Below are 15,783 nucleotides of genomic sequence, written 5' to 3'. Positions count from 1 at the left end.
GGGGAATGGCTTTGGCTAATTCCTCTCTTTTAGAAAGGTGGGCAGCAAAATGAGTGAATATATCTTGGAGATGCGCAACATAACGAAAGAATTTCCAGGTGTGAAGGCATTAGATCATGTGAATTTCAAAGTTAAAAGAGGAGAAATTCATGCCTTAGTAGGTGAAAATGGTGCAGGGAAATCAACACTGATGAAGGTATTGAGTGGCGTCTATCCTCATGGAAGCTACAGTGGTGAAATTATTGTAAATGGGGTAGAGCAGAAGTATAATCACATTAAGGAAAGTGAAGCTGCTGGAATTGGTATTATTTACCAAGAACTAACACTAGTTAAGCAAATGAATATCTGTGAAAATATATTCCTAGGTAATGAATACAAGAAGGTAGGTATCATTAATTGGAATCAAGCAATGAGAGAAACCAATCGTTTATTAAAAGAAGTGGGGTTAACAGATGGGCCAGATACAAAGATTATTCACCTTGGAATTGGAAAGCAACAGCTGGTTGAAATTGCAAAGGCTATATCGAAGAATGTTAATATTTTAATTTTAGATGAGCCAACGGCTGCATTAAATGAGGATGATAGTGAGAATTTATTAAACATCTTACGGAAATTAAAAGAAGAAGGGATCAGCTGTATTTACATTTCCCATAAGCTTAAGGAAGTCAAAGACATTGCTGATACCATTACCATATTAAGAGATGGAAAAACCATTGAAACCTTGGGAAATGATGAAACAATTAGCCAAAACCGGATTGTTACAGGAATGGTGGGAAGGGAGCTTACACAGCTTTTTCCAAGAAAGGAACATGTCCCTGGAGATGTGGTGCTAGAAGTAAAGGATTGGACTGTATATAATCCTGAGGTACCAGATAAAAAGATGATCAATAATGTAAGTTTCCAAGCTAGAAAAGGGGAAATACTAGGTGTTGCAGGGCTAATGGGCGCAGGTAGAACTGAATTAATGATGAGTTTATTTGGTGCCTATGGCGTGAAGCAATCTGGGAAGCTTCACATTGATGGAAAAGAAGTGAAAATCAAAGGGCCGAGAGATGCGATTGCAAAGGGTTTATGTTATCTATCAGAAGATCGAAAGAAAAGTGGCCTTGTTCTTGGAATGGATATTAAAGAAAACATTACCCTGGCCAGTTTAAGTAAGATCTCTAATATGGCAGGGATCAGCGCAAACGAAGAAATCAAAGTGTCTGAGCATTATGTAAAGGCGCTCAACATAAAAACACCGTCCATTGAGCAAAAAACAAGAAATCTAAGTGGGGGAAATCAACAAAAGGTGGTTATTTCTAAATGGCTTATGGCGGCTCCTAAAATACTGATACTTGATGAGCCTACCCGTGGAATCGATGTAGGGGCTAAGTATGAAATATATAATATTATGAACGAACTAGTAGAGCAGGGTGTCAGTATTATTATGGTTTCCTCTGAGCTACCAGAGGTACTGGGTATGAGCGATCGCATACTAGTCATGCATAATGGTCATTTTACTGCTGAACTAGGATGGAAAGATTTACAGCAGGAGGATATTATGCATTATGCAACCGGTGGTAGTATAGAAGAGACCCAAGAGAGAGTGGACTAAAGGAGGACGGACTGATGGTTAGTAAAGAGGAAAAACAGATAAGTGTCATGGATATTGTGAAATTATCTATTAGAAATAATATTAAGCAATATACAATGTTTATTGCCTTAATTAGTATTATGCTGATATTTTCATTATTAAGTGATGTGTTTTTAACACCAAGGAATTTATCAACTCTATTTTTACAAACAGCTCACATCGCAGTATTAGCCTGTGGTGTTGTGTTAGTGATTGTTGCGGGTCACATTGATTTATCAATTGGAGCGGTCGTAGGGTTAACGGGAGCCATTTGTGCTATCTTACAAGCCAACTATGGATTGGGAGTATTTTCAGCTATTTTACTAACACTAGGAGTGGGTGCTTTAATTGGATTATGGCAGGGCTACTGGGTAGCCTATCGAGATGTGCCGGCTTTCATTGTCACATTAGCAGGTATGATGATTTTTAATGGCTTACTGTTAGGGGTAACAAAGGGAGCAACGATTGCAACTCCTATAGAATTTAATCGTATGGGACAAGGATATTTACCAACACTATTTTTCGAAAGTACTGCAAGGGATATGATTCCCCATGACACAACAATGATCATTATGATACTTGTGATTGCAGGTTATCTATGGATTGAGCTTAGTAGAAGAAAGGAAAGAGTTAAGTATGGTTTTGCTGTATTGCCTAAATCCTTATTTATTACTAAGGTTTGTTTAGTGATCGCACTGATTTCAACTGTATTTCTCGTGATGGCCTTCTATTTAGGGCTTCCATACTCAATTCTACTTCTCATGATAGTAGGTGGTTTGTATACATTTTTAACGAATAATACAGCTTTTGGTCGACACGTATATGCCATAGGGGGTAACAAAGAAGCTGCAAAGCTCTCGGGAATTAATATCAGACAGCGAACTCTGTGGATTTTTATCTCCTCCGGTATACTAGGTGCATTAGGAGGTATTATTTTTACTGCAAGGGTAGGATCAGCTGCTGCATCAGCTGGACAGTCTATGGAGTTAGATGTCATCGCTGCGGCAATCATTGGTGGAACAAGTACATTAGGTGGAGAGGGAACTATCGTAGGTGCCATTATTGGTGCTTTGGTCATGTCAACCCTTAACAATGGAATGTTATTACTTGATGTTGGAACAACACAGCGGTATATCGTTAGGGGATTAGTCCTATTATTAGCTGTTTGGGTTGATATTGCTTCTCGAAAGAAGAATGCATAGAGTATAAGTAAATGATTACTTCTACCTTGCCCTCTTGAGTCTCTCACTCCAGGGGGCTTTAGTTATTTTCGAATTAGAAAATTTTTCTTGTATAATTAAAAAACCACCTTTAGTATAATGAAACCTATACACAGGATAAAAAAGATGAAGTGAGAGAGGAACTCAGTAATGGAAAAAAACCACACAATATTCGACAAGAACAAATCCATTATCATAATGATTTTATCAATGATAATTTTATATGCTACATACATAATAATTGATTTTGAAAAAAAAGAGGGATTGAGTGACCTAGGGCTTTGGGAAGTTAAGACTGAGGGGCTACAGCATGTTTCGGTTTTAGAACCAATAGAAACTTTTAATGTCATAGATCGGGAAGTGGTTTTTCCAAATAGTGAATTGATTAATCAAGAGAATGAATCTGAGGTCGCTAAAGAGATGACCGAAGAACGCAATGATGTTCAGCATGAAAATCAGGCTTCCAAAAGAGAACAAAATGAAGAGATAAAAGAAAAAAGACATGAAAATTTAAATCAACATGTATTAGATGTCATCAAAACCTATCATGGAGGCGGAGGAAGCTATCCTTATTTATTAAATCAGGATTATGAAAGTTATAACGGTGTCACAACGACAATTCATTATCAAGATAGGGTATTGCTAAAGGCACATCCTAGTGGAAATCGAGTCAGTCACTGTTCGGGTATTACTTTTGAGGTCTTCTTTAAGGCTATGCAAAATCGCAATAACGAACTAGCTATTGATCCTGATGACTTCAACGGTATGAATTATGATGAACTATACGATTTTGTATTAACCTGGTATGTGGCTTCAGGGTCTAAACAGACTCATAATATCGCAATAGCTGTTGAAAAATATGGCATTGGCAAGGGAATTTCAAATTTCAATGAGGTACGACCTGGAGATTTTATTGATTTTAGCCGAGAAAATAACACGGGACATACAGCAGTTTTTCTCAATTGGATTAAGGCAGATGAGCAAATTATTGGGTTGAAGTATTGGTCTAGTCAAGGATCGACTAATGGCATTAGCTATAATGAAGAATACTTTAATGTGTTAGATACTAGTGGTAAACCATATGGAAACATTATGATTGATCGTGTCTATATTGCAAGGATCCATCCAGTGAATGAATACCATAGCTTTAGGTAGTAGTGGGTACATTTAAGAAATTTAATAAGAAACAACATGAATAATGAAGAAATATAAATAAGATAATAGCCCTTCCTTATGATAAGGAAGGGCTATTAAAATTAGTATGATTGGTATTATTGAAGCCATCCATTAACAGTATCTTGATTTTCTGATACCCATTGACGTGCCGCTTCTTCAGCGCCCATTCCTTCTGAAATAGCCACCATTACGCCAGCCATGTCATCAGGAGTCCAGTGGAAGTTGCTTGCCACTGCATAAACTTCAGGCATATCATCTTCTAGTCCAACACGGGCTAATGTGTGAATGTCTTCATCTGAACCATAAATGCCTAGTGGATCTTCTAGGTATTTTAAGTCATAGCTAGCAAATTTCCAGTGAGGTGTCCAACCAGTAACGATGACTTCTTCATCATAAGAAATCGCATCATTTAATGCAGCTGCCATAGCAGCATCGCTACCCTCTAGTAACTCATAATCTAGCCCATATTCATCTATAGCAGCTTCTGTTGCTTGCATAATTCCTGCACCAGGATCAATTCCTGTGATTTGTGTACCTGCATATTCTCCGGTAGCTAAATCTTCAATGCTATCAATATCCATAAAGCTAGGGACAACTAATCCGATTCTTGTGCCGTTTAAGTTTGGACCAAGATCATCTAAACCCGCACCATATTGATTAATATAATCTCCATGAGTTGTGGGTAACCAAGCTGCAGTGGTTAGATCAAAATCGCCTTCTGCAACTCCCTGGTATAATAACGCTGCACTTACATCCATCATGTCAACATCATATCCTAAATCTTCTAAAACAACTTTTAATACGTTTGTACTGGCGATTTCAGAGTCCCATGAAACATAACCTAGTGTAACGCTTCCCATTTCTTCAGCTGCCTCACCAGGGGTCTCATCTGCAGGTTGGCATCCTACTGCTAATACTAAGACTCCAACTAATAATAAAGTTAATAAAGTTTTCATTTTCATCATTGCTCACTCCTAATTTTTTTTATTTTTTATTGCAATACTTTGGGTAATTCTATCCAATATCATGGCTAAAATAACAACGGCAATTCCAGCTTCGAAGGCTGACCCAACCTGAAGACGTTGGATGCCATGCCATACTTCTCGGCCAAGTCCTCCCGCGCCAATCATTGCCGAAATAACAACCATAGATAGGGAAAGCATAATGGTTTGATTAACCCCAGCCATAATGGTAGATAAGGCTAAGGGGAATTGAACTTTCATTAATTTTTGTGCACCTGTTGAGCCAAAGGCATCAGCAGCCTCGATTAATTCCTCGGGAACTTGACGAATTCCAAGATTGGTGAGTCTGATACAAGGTGCGATGGAAAAAATAACAGTGGCAAATATACCAGGAACTTTTCCCATTCTAAAAAAGGAGACTGCTGGAATTAAATAAACAAAGGCTGGCATTGTCTGCATCAGATCCATGATGGGCATGATAATGCGATTCATAATCTGGTTTTTAGCAATTAAAATACCGATTGGAATGCCTAGCATAATAGAGATTACTGTAGAAGTTAACACCATTGACAGTGTAGACATAGTCGGAACCCAAAGGCCGAGGTTATAGACTAAAAGCAATCCTAGGAATGAAAAAATACCGACACCTTTGCTGGCTACCCGCCAAGCTAATAATGCGATTAGTAGGATTAAAAGAAGTGGAGGAACACGAAGCAGTATATCTTCCTCAAAAAAGGTTAATGCCCAATCTAATCGTTCGGAAATTTGTCGAAAAACAAATCTAAAATTAGTAGTAAGAAAATCAATGAAAGACTCAATTACATCGCCAATTGGCAGCTTCTGTTGCCACATAGTAAGTAGATTATTACTGATCATTGAATTCATCCTCCCCTCTGGCCAGTGCTGCTAACACAGTTCCTCTAATGATAATACCCTTGAGTTTATTTTCTTCATCCACCACTGCTACGGGTATTTTTGCATCGGCAATAAGAGGGAATAGTTCCACTAGCATGGTATCCGGCGATACTGTTATAATATCAGTTTGAATTAATCCTTCAAAGTTTGTCTGATCTTTTTTGACTGCACTGGATACGTCATCAGCTGAAAGATACCCCTTCAATGTGCGTTTTTTATCTGTTAAAAAAAGACCAGAGATCTTTTCTGTTTTCATTTTACGCAGGGCTACCCTTGGACCATCCTTAGTGTCATCTAGCGTAACTGCTTTAATCATGACATCCTTAGCCGATAGGACTTTAGTCATATCAACATCTTCGACGAAACGAGCAACGTAATCGTTGGCTGGGTTCTTCAGAATATCTTCAGGGGTACCAATTTGAACAATTAAACCATCCTTCATCAGCGCAATGCGGTCACCAATTTTTAATGCTTCATCTAAATCGTGTGTAATAAAGATGATTGTTTTGTTCATCTTACTCTGAAGCTCCAGTAGTTCGTCTTGCATTTCCTTACGGATTAAAGGATCTAATGCGCTAAAAGCCTCATCCATCAGTAAAATATCGGGGTCAATTGCTAAGGCTCTGGCTAGTCCAACACGTTGTTGCATTCCGCCACTAAGCTGAGTTGGTAAATTGTCACCCCAGCCATCTAGACCCACTAACTTTAATGCATCCACAGCTTTAGATTTTCGGTCCTTCTCATTAACACCTTGAATCTCTAAGCCATACTCTACGTTTTCAAGTACTGTTTTATGGGGAAACAATGCAAATTTTTGAAATACCATGCCAAGCTTACTACGACGCACTTCTCGCAGTTCATCATTATTCATCTTGACAATGTCTTCGCCGTCCAAATAGACCTGGCCAGAGGTAGTCTCAATTAACCTGTTAAGACAACGAATTAATGTCGACTTACCACTACCAGATAAGCCCATGACTACAAAGACTTCTCCTTCGTTGACATGAAAACTTACGCCAGCTATCCCGACAGCATGCTTGGTTTTCTTTAGAATTTCGTCCTTTGAAACACCTTCATTTAATAGTTGAAGTGCCTTTTCGGGGCGATTACCGAAAATCTTGATTAGATTCTCGACTTGAATTTTTGCCATTTTCTCAGACCTCTTTTCACTTTTGAAATTTTTAATAACTTCACAACTCTAAGTACTGTCATATGGGGAAGAAAGAATTGATACAATTATTTGATTATTAATAGATGACATGGTAGATTATACGTAAATTCTGGGTTAATTGAGGGGGATAAAACAACATGGAAAAACAACATACGGTTATTCAAAGGAATCATTTAATAAAAATCATAACATGAACTCTAAAAAACCGCAAATGAAACTGTGAAAAAATGGATGGACTACATCGCTTAACCTATTGCAAATAGAGAAATATAAACTTATTATATTTCTATGGTACAATTGGAAATTCTTTGTAAGGTATATTCTAAGAATTATTTAATATAATGATTTATATAAATGAGAATGATGTCATGAGATCAAAAAAGTAAAATATAAATATCGAGAGCATGGATGGGGGAGTTTGATGGAAAATCAAGAGGAGCAACCTTACAAAACCAGTGTATTAGAAATTAAATATGAGGAAGAGTACTTGAAACAACAGGCATTATATGATATTTTTAAGTATATTATTGAGTTTTCATTTATTATAGGATGCTTGTATGGCTTAATAATGCTATTAGTTGAATTTTGAGCATTACTTAACTTTATCTTCGGTGCATTACTAATGACTCCGTCTAAATAAGTCTTATTTTATAAAGGATGTGATTCGTCATGACGCTAAATAATGTGGTTCCTGTGCTTGTGTCTCTGTTTGTTATTTGTTTTGTAGGCTACGTATTTACAGTACTAAAAGAAAAGTATTATTTAAAAAACAACGTTGTCTATATTGAAAATAAAAATATAGAGCCTAAAATTTTGGACAAAGTAGACATTCGACATTTTATGCTTGGTGCAATAGAAATTATGGCTGGTGACGAAATTAAAGTAAGCTTAGATAATTCTAATAAACTCTCTGGTACTGTACTTGGTGCAAATAAAAAGGAAAATACCATTATACTGTTGCTCAGTGGAGAAGAAGTAGAGTTTCTAAACATCAAGTTGATTAAGAAGCTGAAAGTAATTAGTCGTTATGGAAAATTTTTTAATACGTTTTAGTGTTAGACCACCTAAAACCTAAATTTGGATAAAATCATAGACTCAGAGCTCTATCTCAATTATACGATTGGAAGATAGAGTTTTTTGCGTCTCTCAACTTGTTAAAATGAGGTTCCTGGGCCAAAATAATTAAAAATAGTTAGTATGATTATGAAGGACTTTCCAAGAGAATGGAGAATTATTATATAGTGAATAATAATAGAAGGTGATGTTTTTGCAGCATAAAAAGAGAAAAAAAAGAAAAACATGGAGAAACTACTTAGGTAAAATAATCGTACTGTTCATCATCTTTTTATATTTTATATCTCGCATGGGATCATTTTCATTCATTTCAAGTAGTGAAACCTATACGATTCAGCATGGGAAAATCCAAGAAATTGTCTCGACTAATGGGTTGATTGTAAGGGCTGAGAAGCACCTTGGTACTTTGAGTGAAGGTGAAATCAAGTATTATGTCAATGACGGTGAACGGGTGGCTGCTGGACAGAGGATTGCTGAAGTAAGGTTACAAGACTTAGATGAGAAAGCACATCAAAGTCTTGAATCTGTTGATTTGAAAATTGAAAGCATGGAGAATATTGAACATGAAGCGGGGATATTTCAACGAGATATTGAAAAATTAGATGATCAAATTGAAGCTGTGATGAATAAAATTCAAGGTGATATTCAATTAAAAAGATATAATCAGCTAGAAGAATATAGAGAACAATTGCAGGGTTATATTAATAAAAAGGATTCGATTATGGGACAAGGACACTTTGAAGGCCAGGATTTAACGGAACTGACAGAACAGAGACAAAATCTTTTGAGTGAAATTAATAGAGCTGTTCAAGTGATTATTAGTGATGAGCCAGGGGTTATTGGAATGGGAAGTGATGGTTTAGAATCTGTCCTAACCTTAAAATCCATAAATGAAATATCAGTTGATAACGTTGAATTATTTGAAACAAATCATGAGGTTGAGGAGAGAGGTATCCGATTAATTACGGACCATCAGTGGAGCATAGTAACAATTTTGAGGAAGGATGAACAGCTAGGCTTCGATGAAGGTAGAACTGTAAGAGTTAAACCTCAAGGGCAGGAGAGGGAATATAGAGCCCAGGTTCGAAGTGTGATTGAAGAGGAAGAAAGTACAATTCTTATTTTGGATTTGACAGAACATATGCCTGGTTTTTATCATCATCGACGATTAGATTTTGACATTATAAAAAATAGTTATGAGGGCGCAGTTGTACCTCACGAAGCTGTCGTGGAACAGGAGGGGAAAATAGGCGTATATAGAGTGGATGTCAATGGATTTGCGCGGTTTATACCTATTGAAATGCGAACCCAAAATAGTGAGTATGCGCTGATACATGATGGGAGTTTTAGAGTTACGGAGGATAATGAGGAGCCTGTTACGGTTCGTACCGTTAATTTATATGATGAGATTATTGAAAATGCTAGAAGGGTCTCCGATGGAGACCGAATAAGATAATTGAGGAGGAAGTGGTTTGTCCATAGAAGCTAGATTAAATACAACATTGGATCGTATCAAAGAAGCTGCTGTACGTGGAGAACAAAAACATGAAGAAGTAAGATTGATTGCAGTGACAAAAACTGTGGATATTGATGTCATGCAGCAACTGATAGATCTGGGTGTCCGTGATATGGGAGAGAATAAAGTACAGGAGCTCACTCGGAAATATGAAGCTTTAGGAAACAAAGTGAAGTGGCATATGATTGGACATTTGCAACGAAATAAAGTAAAATATATTATTGATAAAGTAGATTTCATTCATTCTTTGGATTCTTACGCTTTAGCCTTAGAAATTGAAAAGCAGGCGGGGAAAATTAATCGGGTTATTGAATGTTTAATCCAAGTTAATATTTCTGGAGAAGAATCAAAATATGGACTCACACCTAAAGCAACTGAAGGGTTACTAGAAAAGATAAAAGATTTATCTCATGTTCAAATCGTGGGATTGATGACAATGGCACCTTATGTTGACAATCCAGAGGAGACGAGAATGTATTTTAGAGATTTAAAGATTTTATCCAGTACTTTAGAAAAAAAATATGGGCCTACTGCAACGATGAAGTATTTATCCATGGGTATGACTAATGATTTTCAAATTGCCATTGAAGAAGGGTCAAATCTTGTTCGAGTAGGGACAGCTATTCTGGGAGAAAGAAATTACGGGAAATAGGAGGGGTATCATGTCAGCTAAATTTATAGATAAAGTAAAATATTTTATTGGGTTAGATGCATTTGAAGATGATAATGAGGATATGCTTGAAGAAGCAGATGGCATGGATGATGAAATGATTCCAATATCAAGTACTAGTAAAAAGAATAAAATATTAAACATTCATACCACAACACAAATGAAGGTCGTGATTTTTGAGCCTAGCTCCTTTGAAGAAGCTCCTGGTATTGTGGATAACCTTAAAAATAGAAAACCAGTTATTATTAATTTAGAAAACATTGAACCTGATTTAGCAAAGAAGTTTTTTGACTTTTTAAATGGTGCAATCTATGCACTGGATGGGAACATTCAAAAGGTTGCTTCTGGAATTTTTATATTGGCACCTAATAATGTAGATATATCTGGCAATATTAAAGAAGAACTAAAAAATAAGGGTGTATTTCCCTGGCAAAAATAAAGGAGGCGATAGATTTTGTTTGCAAATGCAGTAATTGTTGAGGCATTAGATTATTTAGCTAGGATTATGAACATATTAATTCTAATACGTGTCCTTTTCACATGGATTAATCCAAATCCTCATAGTACTTTTGTGAGATTAGTAAATAGCGTTACAGAGCCTATTTTAGTACCCGTAAGACATCTGATTTACAATGTTTTTGGATACAGTGGCATGTTAGACTTTTCTCCGATTTTAGCAATATTTTTAATTAATATTATCAATTCAGCATTAGTTAGATTAGTTTTTATAATGGGTTAGATTACTTTATCTATAAAAGGTGTGTGTGATTTGTTAAATAGAGATCAATATATAGAACATATACAGGATGAGAAACTGAAGCTTGTTGCAGTGAAGCTATTGGACAAGGTAGAAATGGTCATGCGAAAACATGAAGTGAAGTATACGAACTTTTTGACGCCCTATGAAATTAAGCATATGTTGGCAATATTGAATACTTTTGAGGAAATTTGTTTTTTTGCAATCGGTGGACATGAAGATGCGGAAAGAAAAACATTAGTTATTTTTCAAGCGTACTTGGATCCTTCAGATATAGAGAGTCCTATCGCGGCTATTGAAATCCAGTCGAGCACACGATTTAATCAATTAATGCATAGGGATTTTTTAGGAGCCATCCTTGGTTTAGGGATTAAAAGAGAAAAAATAGGTGATATTTTACTACAAGATGACATTTGCCAAGTCGTGATCACTACAGAGCTAAGAGATTATGTCCTTTTAAATTTAGTAAAAGTAGGAAACATGTCAGTTAAAGTAAGAGAGATAGAACTAGAGGAAATCAAAGCACCTGATAAAGTATATAAAGAAATACGTTTGAATGTAGCTTCTCTTAGATTAGATGCCATTGTAAGCGCGGGGTTTAAACTCTCTAGATCAGAGGCTCATGTTTTGATCCAAAAACAACGTTGTAGCGTGAACTGGGAAGTCATAGACAAACCATCGAATGAGGTAAGTTGTGGTGATCTCATTTCCATAAGGGGTAAAGGTAGAATGATCGTGGAAAACATCGAGGGCACAACAAGATCTGGAAGAACTTCTATCAAGCTACATAAATTGATTTAATGAGGAGGGCAAGTATGTTAACACCTTTAGACATACAAAATAAAGAGTTTAAAAAAGGAATGCGTGGTTACAAAGAAGATCAAGTTGATGAATTTTTAGATGAACTTATGGTAGATTATGAAAAGCTATATAAAGAAAATAGTGAATTGAAGGATGAGACCGAAAAGGCTCACACACAACTAGAGCAGTACAAAAATATAGAAGAAACATTAAAAAACACTTTAGTGGTGGCACAAAGTACAGCAGAGCAAGTTAGACAAAGTGGACAAAAAAGTGCTCAAATAATGATACAAGAGGCTGAGAATAAAGGAAAAGAACTGCTTTATCAAGCCAATAAACAGGTTGATGTAGTAAGCAAAGAATATGAAGATATGAAAAGGCAAGTGCAAATATTTAAAAACCGATATAAAGCGTTACTTCAATCCCAGCTTGACATTGTTGTAGATTTATGTGAAGAACTAGAAGATAAGGAATAAATAAACGTCTCGTTCCTCTAAAAATGGACGAGACTTTTTTTAAGAACTAAAACAGTAAACATGCAAATCGAAATGTTTTGTTAGGGCGATAAGTCGATGTGGCCGCATTAGACGAATTTTTTATGAGTAGAAAAAACGGGTACAATAAGAAGGAGGCTTAATAGTGAGAATTGGAATTATAGGAGCAATGGATGAAGAAGTAGATGCTTTGAAGAATGAGATGGAAATTAAAAGAACTGAAACAATTGGAGATATGAAATTCTATATTGGCACTTTGGTTAACAAAGAAGTTGTATTAGTTAGGTGTGGAATTGGAAAGGTAAATGCCGCCATTTGTGCACAAATTTTAATTGGACAACTTGGTGCTAAAATCCTCATTAATACAGGAGTTGCTGGAGGAATCCATGAAACATTAGATGTTTTAGATGTGGTCATTTCAACTGAGGTACAACAACATGATTTTGATGTGACTGGATTTGGATATGCAATAGGAGAAATTCCTCGAATGGAACGCTCAATTTTTCTTGCAGATAAAGTATTGGTGGACAAAGCCTTCGAATCAGCCCAGCAAGTTTTGAGTAAGCAAAAAGTATTGAAGGGAAAAATAGTTTCTGGGGATATCTTTGTTGGTAGCAGTGAGCTAAAAGCAAAGTTGAAGGATGTTTTTAAGGCCTATTGTACTGAAATGGAAGGCGCTGCCATTGGGCACACATGCTATGTCAATGATATCCCATTTGTTGTTATCCGTGCAATGTCAGACAAAGCTGATGGTTCAGCCCATAATAACTTTAACGAATTTGTTCAAATTGCTGCGGATCATTCAAAAGAGATTGTAAAGGGTATGCTAAAACATTTATAAGAAGGAATGAATTATGAAATTAAAATATATTGCAAAGCAAATGGATTTGACTGCGGTCAAGTCCATTTGTTTTTTAGATAAAAGAATCTGATGAAATAAAAATGATGAATGAGGTTACAATAATCTAGAGGAATTAGAAAATGAGTAAAGTAAAAAAGATAAATTATTAGAAAAGAAAATAGATAGCTCAGGTAGAAAAATGGATAATATGAGGGTAACTGAGCTAATCGACATTATTGAAAATTATCGATTATAGTGCCAAGGAGGATTGAAATAATGGACCCGAAAAAACAGGGATACTTTAAGAGAAGATTACATGAAGAGAAGAATAATGCTTTAGAGACATTAACAAGAATGGAAGCGAATCAGGGTGATGATGAATCCATGAGAGAAAATACAGGAGAACTATCTGCCTATGATAATCATCCCGCGGATTTAGGATCAGAGATGTTTATGATGAGTATGCAAGCAAATTTAGAAAATCATGAACGCTATCGAGTGACAGAAATCGATCGCGCACTGGAAAAAATACAAGAGGGTACATATGGTGAATGCCAGCTTTGTGGACAGGGTATTCCAGATGAACGATTGGAAGTGATGCCAGAGGCTAATATTTGTATGGTCTGTGCCATGGATAAAATACCCATAGAGATCATCCAGCATAATCGTCCTGTAGAAGAGAAACTCATGTCTCCCTCCTTTAGGACCAGTCATCGTGATTACAACGAATTTACAGGATTTGATGAAGAAGATGCATATCAAGCAGTGGCAAAATTTAATGAGGTGAAGAATGATCCATCCTTTAGCACAGGAGATCATCTGGGGGTCTTTGATGAGGAGCCAGAAGGAATTGTAGGTGAATTGGATCAAATAACTGAAGAGGAGTATCTAAACCAACTATCAGATGTAGATCTAGTTAAAGAAAAGACAAAGGATGAAAAGGATAGATAGGAAAAAAGATACTTTTGTATCTTTTTTTCTTTTTATTAAGAAGGGAACTGTTGAAATTCAAGAATATTCAAAAGGAATTATCCTTTGTAGCCTATTGGAATTCATGGTTTTGTGGTATAATTATTTACGTTAGATAACAAAACAGAGTATAAAAGAGGAAGTATTTTATGATGACATTAAGAATCATATGAAATAAAACTTCCTTGAATAGTCAGAAGGGGGATGGATGATGGGTTATTTATGGATAGGGATGATCATTTTGGTGCTAGACCAAATGACAAAACTTATGGCAATCAGGCGCTTAATGGAAATTGGAAGTTTACCTATTATTTCTAATTTTTTTCATCTAACTTATGTTGAAAACCGCGGAGCAGCCTTTGGTATCTTGCAAAACCAAAAAGTTTTTTTTGTTATCATGACTTTAAGTATTGTAGTAGGCATGTTATTTTATCTGTATAAAAATAAAGACTTACCAAAACCAATGAAGCTAGGATTTAGCTTGATCATTGCAGGTGCAATTGGAAATCTAACAGATCGCTTACGTCTTGGTTATGTAGTGGATTTTTTCGATTTTCGAATTTTCCCTGTTTTTAATATTGCTGATATGTCAGTTGTATTTGGTGCAATTTTGGTATCTTATGTTATTTTAAAGAGTGATTATTTTGATTAAAGGAGATGTAGCCCTTGGAAATACAACATTTTTGTGTTTTAGAAGAAGATGAAGGTGTAAGGTTAGACATTTATATTGCTGAGCAATATGATGATTTGAGTAGAAGTTATATTCAGAAGGTCATTAAGGATAATGGTGTCACTGTGGATGGACGTCCTGAAAAAAATAGATACATTGTCAAAGTGGGCCAGGTGATTGTGGTTTCATTACCAGAGGCAAAGGAACTAGAGGTGACTGCCCAGAACATTCCTTTGGATATTGTCTATGAAGACGATGATTTACTTGTGGTAAACAAGCCTCAGGATATGGTTGTTCATCCTGCTCCAGGAAATTATGAGAATACCATGGTGAATGCACTGCTTTATCACTGTAAAGGAAAACTCTCATCAATTAACGGTATTATTCGTCCTGGAATTGTCCATCGAATCGATAAGGATACCTCTGGTTTATTGATGGTGGCAAAAAACAATCATGCTCATCAATTCTTATCGGAACAGTTGAAAGATCATAGCACCACGAGAAAATATCATGGGATTTCTGTAGGGACCATAAAAGAGGAACGAGCCACAATTAATGCACCCATTGCTAGACACCAAACAGATCGTCTGAAAATGGCTGTGTTGGCAGGGGGTAGAAATGCCGTTACCCATATCCAAGTACTCAATCGATTTGGTGATCATACATATATGGAGGCACAATTAGAAACCGGGAGAACCCATCAAATTCGAGTGCATCTTGGGTACATCGGACATCCATTGCTAGGAGATTTCGTATATGGTCATAAAAAAAGTAAGTTTAATTTAAAGGGACAGGTATTACATGCAAAAACTTTGGGATTTATACATCCTACGAAAAAGACATATATGGAATTTAATGCAGCATTACCTACTTACTTTGAAAAGTTATTGCGTGTTTTAGAGGAAAACAGATTTAAAGGTAAAAATTAATCA

At 36.1% G+C, this 15,783-nt stretch carries 18 protein-coding genes; 15 read left to right on the top strand and 3 right to left on the bottom strand.

What is annotated here, in order from left to right; genetic code table 11:
* Window positions 1-49 precede the first annotated feature (49 nt).
* The 3 genes from AMET_RS13890 (at window position 50) to AMET_RS13880 (ending at window position 3,990) form a co-directional block, all read left to right on the top strand.
* Complete coding sequence (locus AMET_RS13890) at window positions 50-1,597, top strand: xylose ABC transporter ATP-binding protein (protein WP_012063934.1); 1,548 nt, start codon at window positions 50-52, stop codon at window positions 1,595-1,597.
* Window positions 1,598-1,611: 14 nt separating this feature from the next.
* Complete coding sequence (locus tag AMET_RS13885) at window positions 1,612-2,817, top strand: sugar ABC transporter permease (protein ID WP_012063933.1); 1,206 nt, start codon at window positions 1,612-1,614, stop codon at window positions 2,815-2,817.
* Between the two features lie 168 nt (window positions 2,818-2,985).
* On the top strand, window positions 2,986-3,990 hold the full coding sequence (locus tag AMET_RS13880; RefSeq protein WP_012063932.1) for a hypothetical protein: 1,005 nt from the start codon (window positions 2,986-2,988) through the stop codon (window positions 3,988-3,990).
* A 116-nt stretch (window positions 3,991-4,106) separates the two neighbouring features.
* On the opposite strand, the gene AMET_RS13875 is transcribed toward AMET_RS13880, so the two are convergent.
* Genes AMET_RS13875 through AMET_RS13865 form a run of 3 tightly spaced genes read right to left on the bottom strand, consistent with a single transcriptional unit; the run spans window position 4,107 to window position 7,038 of the window.
* Window positions 4,107-4,976: a glycine betaine ABC transporter substrate-binding protein gene (locus AMET_RS13875; RefSeq protein WP_012063931.1), complete on the bottom strand. Its 870-nt coding sequence runs from the start codon at window positions 4,974-4,976 to the stop codon at window positions 4,107-4,109.
* A gap of 9 nt (window positions 4,977-4,985) precedes the next feature.
* Window positions 4,986-5,849: an ABC transporter permease gene (locus tag AMET_RS13870; protein ID WP_012063930.1), complete on the bottom strand. Its 864-nt coding sequence runs from the start codon at window positions 5,847-5,849 to the stop codon at window positions 4,986-4,988.
* Entirely contained in the window at window positions 5,839-7,038 is a 1,200-nt protein-coding gene (locus AMET_RS13865) for a quaternary amine ABC transporter ATP-binding protein (RefSeq protein ID WP_012063929.1), read from the bottom strand. Before AMET_RS13865 ends, AMET_RS13870 begins: the two co-directional genes overlap by 11 nt.
* A 442-nt stretch (window positions 7,039-7,480) precedes the next feature.
* Between AMET_RS13865 and AMET_RS25835 the strand changes: the two genes are divergently transcribed.
* The 12 genes from AMET_RS25835 (at window position 7,481) to AMET_RS13810 (ending at window position 15,780) form a co-directional block, all read left to right on the top strand.
* Complete coding sequence (locus AMET_RS25835) at window positions 7,481-7,648, top strand: hypothetical protein (protein WP_012063928.1); 168 nt, start codon at window positions 7,481-7,483, stop codon at window positions 7,646-7,648.
* An 80-nt stretch (window positions 7,649-7,728) separates the two neighbouring features.
* Window positions 7,729-8,112, top strand: a complete 384-nt coding sequence (locus AMET_RS13860; RefSeq protein ID WP_012063927.1) for a hypothetical protein — start codon at window positions 7,729-7,731, stop codon at window positions 8,110-8,112.
* Between the two features lie 214 nt (window positions 8,113-8,326).
* On the top strand, window positions 8,327-9,589 hold the full coding sequence (locus AMET_RS13855) for an HlyD family efflux transporter periplasmic adaptor subunit (RefSeq protein WP_012063926.1): 1,263 nt from the start codon (window positions 8,327-8,329) through the stop codon (window positions 9,587-9,589).
* Window positions 9,590-9,605: 16 nt separating this feature from the next.
* A complete protein-coding gene (locus AMET_RS13850; RefSeq protein WP_012063925.1) occupies window positions 9,606-10,301 on the top strand; it encodes a YggS family pyridoxal phosphate-dependent enzyme in 696 nt (231 codons plus the stop codon).
* 10 nt (window positions 10,302-10,311) lie between these two features.
* Window positions 10,312-10,758, top strand: coding sequence for a cell division protein SepF (locus AMET_RS13845; protein WP_012063924.1), 447 nt, complete (start codon window positions 10,312-10,314; stop codon window positions 10,756-10,758).
* 15 nt (window positions 10,759-10,773) lie between these two features.
* Window positions 10,774-11,058 (top strand): YggT family protein, encoded by a 285-nt coding sequence (locus AMET_RS13840; RefSeq protein WP_012063923.1) that lies wholly within the window; start codon window positions 10,774-10,776, stop codon window positions 11,056-11,058.
* A 30-nt stretch (window positions 11,059-11,088) separates the two neighbouring features.
* The gene (locus tag AMET_RS13835; RefSeq protein WP_012063922.1) at window positions 11,089-11,877 is read left to right on the top strand and encodes a YlmH family RNA-binding protein; all 789 of its coding nucleotides are present in this window, start codon (window positions 11,089-11,091) and stop codon (window positions 11,875-11,877) included.
* Window positions 11,878-11,891: 14 nt separating this feature from the next.
* Complete coding sequence (locus AMET_RS13830; protein WP_012063921.1) at window positions 11,892-12,353, top strand: DivIVA domain-containing protein; 462 nt, start codon at window positions 11,892-11,894, stop codon at window positions 12,351-12,353.
* A 163-nt stretch (window positions 12,354-12,516) separates the two neighbouring features.
* On the top strand, window positions 12,517-13,212 hold the full coding sequence (locus AMET_RS13825) for a 5'-methylthioadenosine/adenosylhomocysteine nucleosidase (RefSeq protein ID WP_012063920.1): 696 nt from the start codon (window positions 12,517-12,519) through the stop codon (window positions 13,210-13,212).
* A gap of 276 nt (window positions 13,213-13,488) precedes the next feature.
* The gene (locus tag AMET_RS13820; protein ID WP_012063919.1) at window positions 13,489-14,163 is read left to right on the top strand and encodes a TraR/DksA C4-type zinc finger protein; all 675 of its coding nucleotides are present in this window, start codon (window positions 13,489-13,491) and stop codon (window positions 14,161-14,163) included.
* 226 nt (window positions 14,164-14,389) lie between these two features.
* Complete coding sequence (lspA, locus tag AMET_RS13815) at window positions 14,390-14,833, top strand: signal peptidase II (RefSeq protein WP_012063918.1); 444 nt, start codon at window positions 14,390-14,392, stop codon at window positions 14,831-14,833.
* Window positions 14,834-14,847: 14 nt separating this feature from the next.
* Window positions 14,848-15,780 carry an RluA family pseudouridine synthase gene (locus tag AMET_RS13810; protein WP_012063917.1) on the top strand — a complete coding sequence of 311 codons (933 nt, stop codon included), beginning with the start codon at window positions 14,848-14,850 and terminating at the stop codon, window positions 15,778-15,780.
* Window positions 15,781-15,783 lie beyond the last annotated feature (3 nt).

It is taken from the genome of Alkaliphilus metalliredigens QYMF (assembly GCF_000016985.1).
GTDB classification, from domain to species: Bacteria; Bacillota; Clostridia; order Peptostreptococcales; family Natronincolaceae; genus Alkaliphilus_A; species Alkaliphilus_A metalliredigens.
This window is presented reverse-complemented; position numbering and strand designations above follow the sequence as displayed.

Bases quoted from the DNA above. Each gene is read 5' to 3' on its own strand.
- AMET_RS13890 (WP_012063934.1), top strand. From the start codon at position 50: ATGAGTGAATATATCTTGGAGATGCGCAACATAACGAAAGAATTTCCA.
- AMET_RS13885 (WP_012063933.1), top strand. From the start codon at position 1,612: ATGGTTAGTAAAGAGGAAAAACAGATAAGTGTCATGGATATTGTGAAA.
- AMET_RS13880 (WP_012063932.1), top strand. From the start codon at position 2,986: ATGGAAAAAAACCACACAATATTCGACAAGAACAAATCCATTATCATA.
- AMET_RS13875 (WP_012063931.1), bottom strand. From the start codon at position 4,976: ATGATGAAAATGAAAACTTTATTAACTTTATTATTAGTTGGAGTCTTA.
- AMET_RS13870 (WP_012063930.1), bottom strand. From the start codon at position 5,849: ATGATCAGTAATAATCTACTTACTATGTGGCAACAGAAGCTGCCAATT.
- AMET_RS13865 (WP_012063929.1), bottom strand. From the start codon at position 7,038: ATGGCAAAAATTCAAGTCGAGAATCTAATCAAGATTTTCGGTAATCGC.
- AMET_RS25835 (WP_012063928.1), top strand. From the start codon at position 7,481: ATGGAAAATCAAGAGGAGCAACCTTACAAAACCAGTGTATTAGAAATT.
- AMET_RS13860 (WP_012063927.1), top strand. From the start codon at position 7,729: ATGACGCTAAATAATGTGGTTCCTGTGCTTGTGTCTCTGTTTGTTATT.
- AMET_RS13845 (WP_012063924.1), top strand. From the start codon at position 10,312: ATGTCAGCTAAATTTATAGATAAAGTAAAATATTTTATTGGGTTAGAT.
- AMET_RS13830 (WP_012063921.1), top strand. From the start codon at position 11,892: ATGTTAACACCTTTAGACATACAAAATAAAGAGTTTAAAAAAGGAATG.
- AMET_RS13820 (WP_012063919.1), top strand. From the start codon at position 13,489: ATGGACCCGAAAAAACAGGGATACTTTAAGAGAAGATTACATGAAGAG.
- lspA (WP_012063918.1), top strand. From the start codon at position 14,390: ATGATGGGTTATTTATGGATAGGGATGATCATTTTGGTGCTAGACCAA.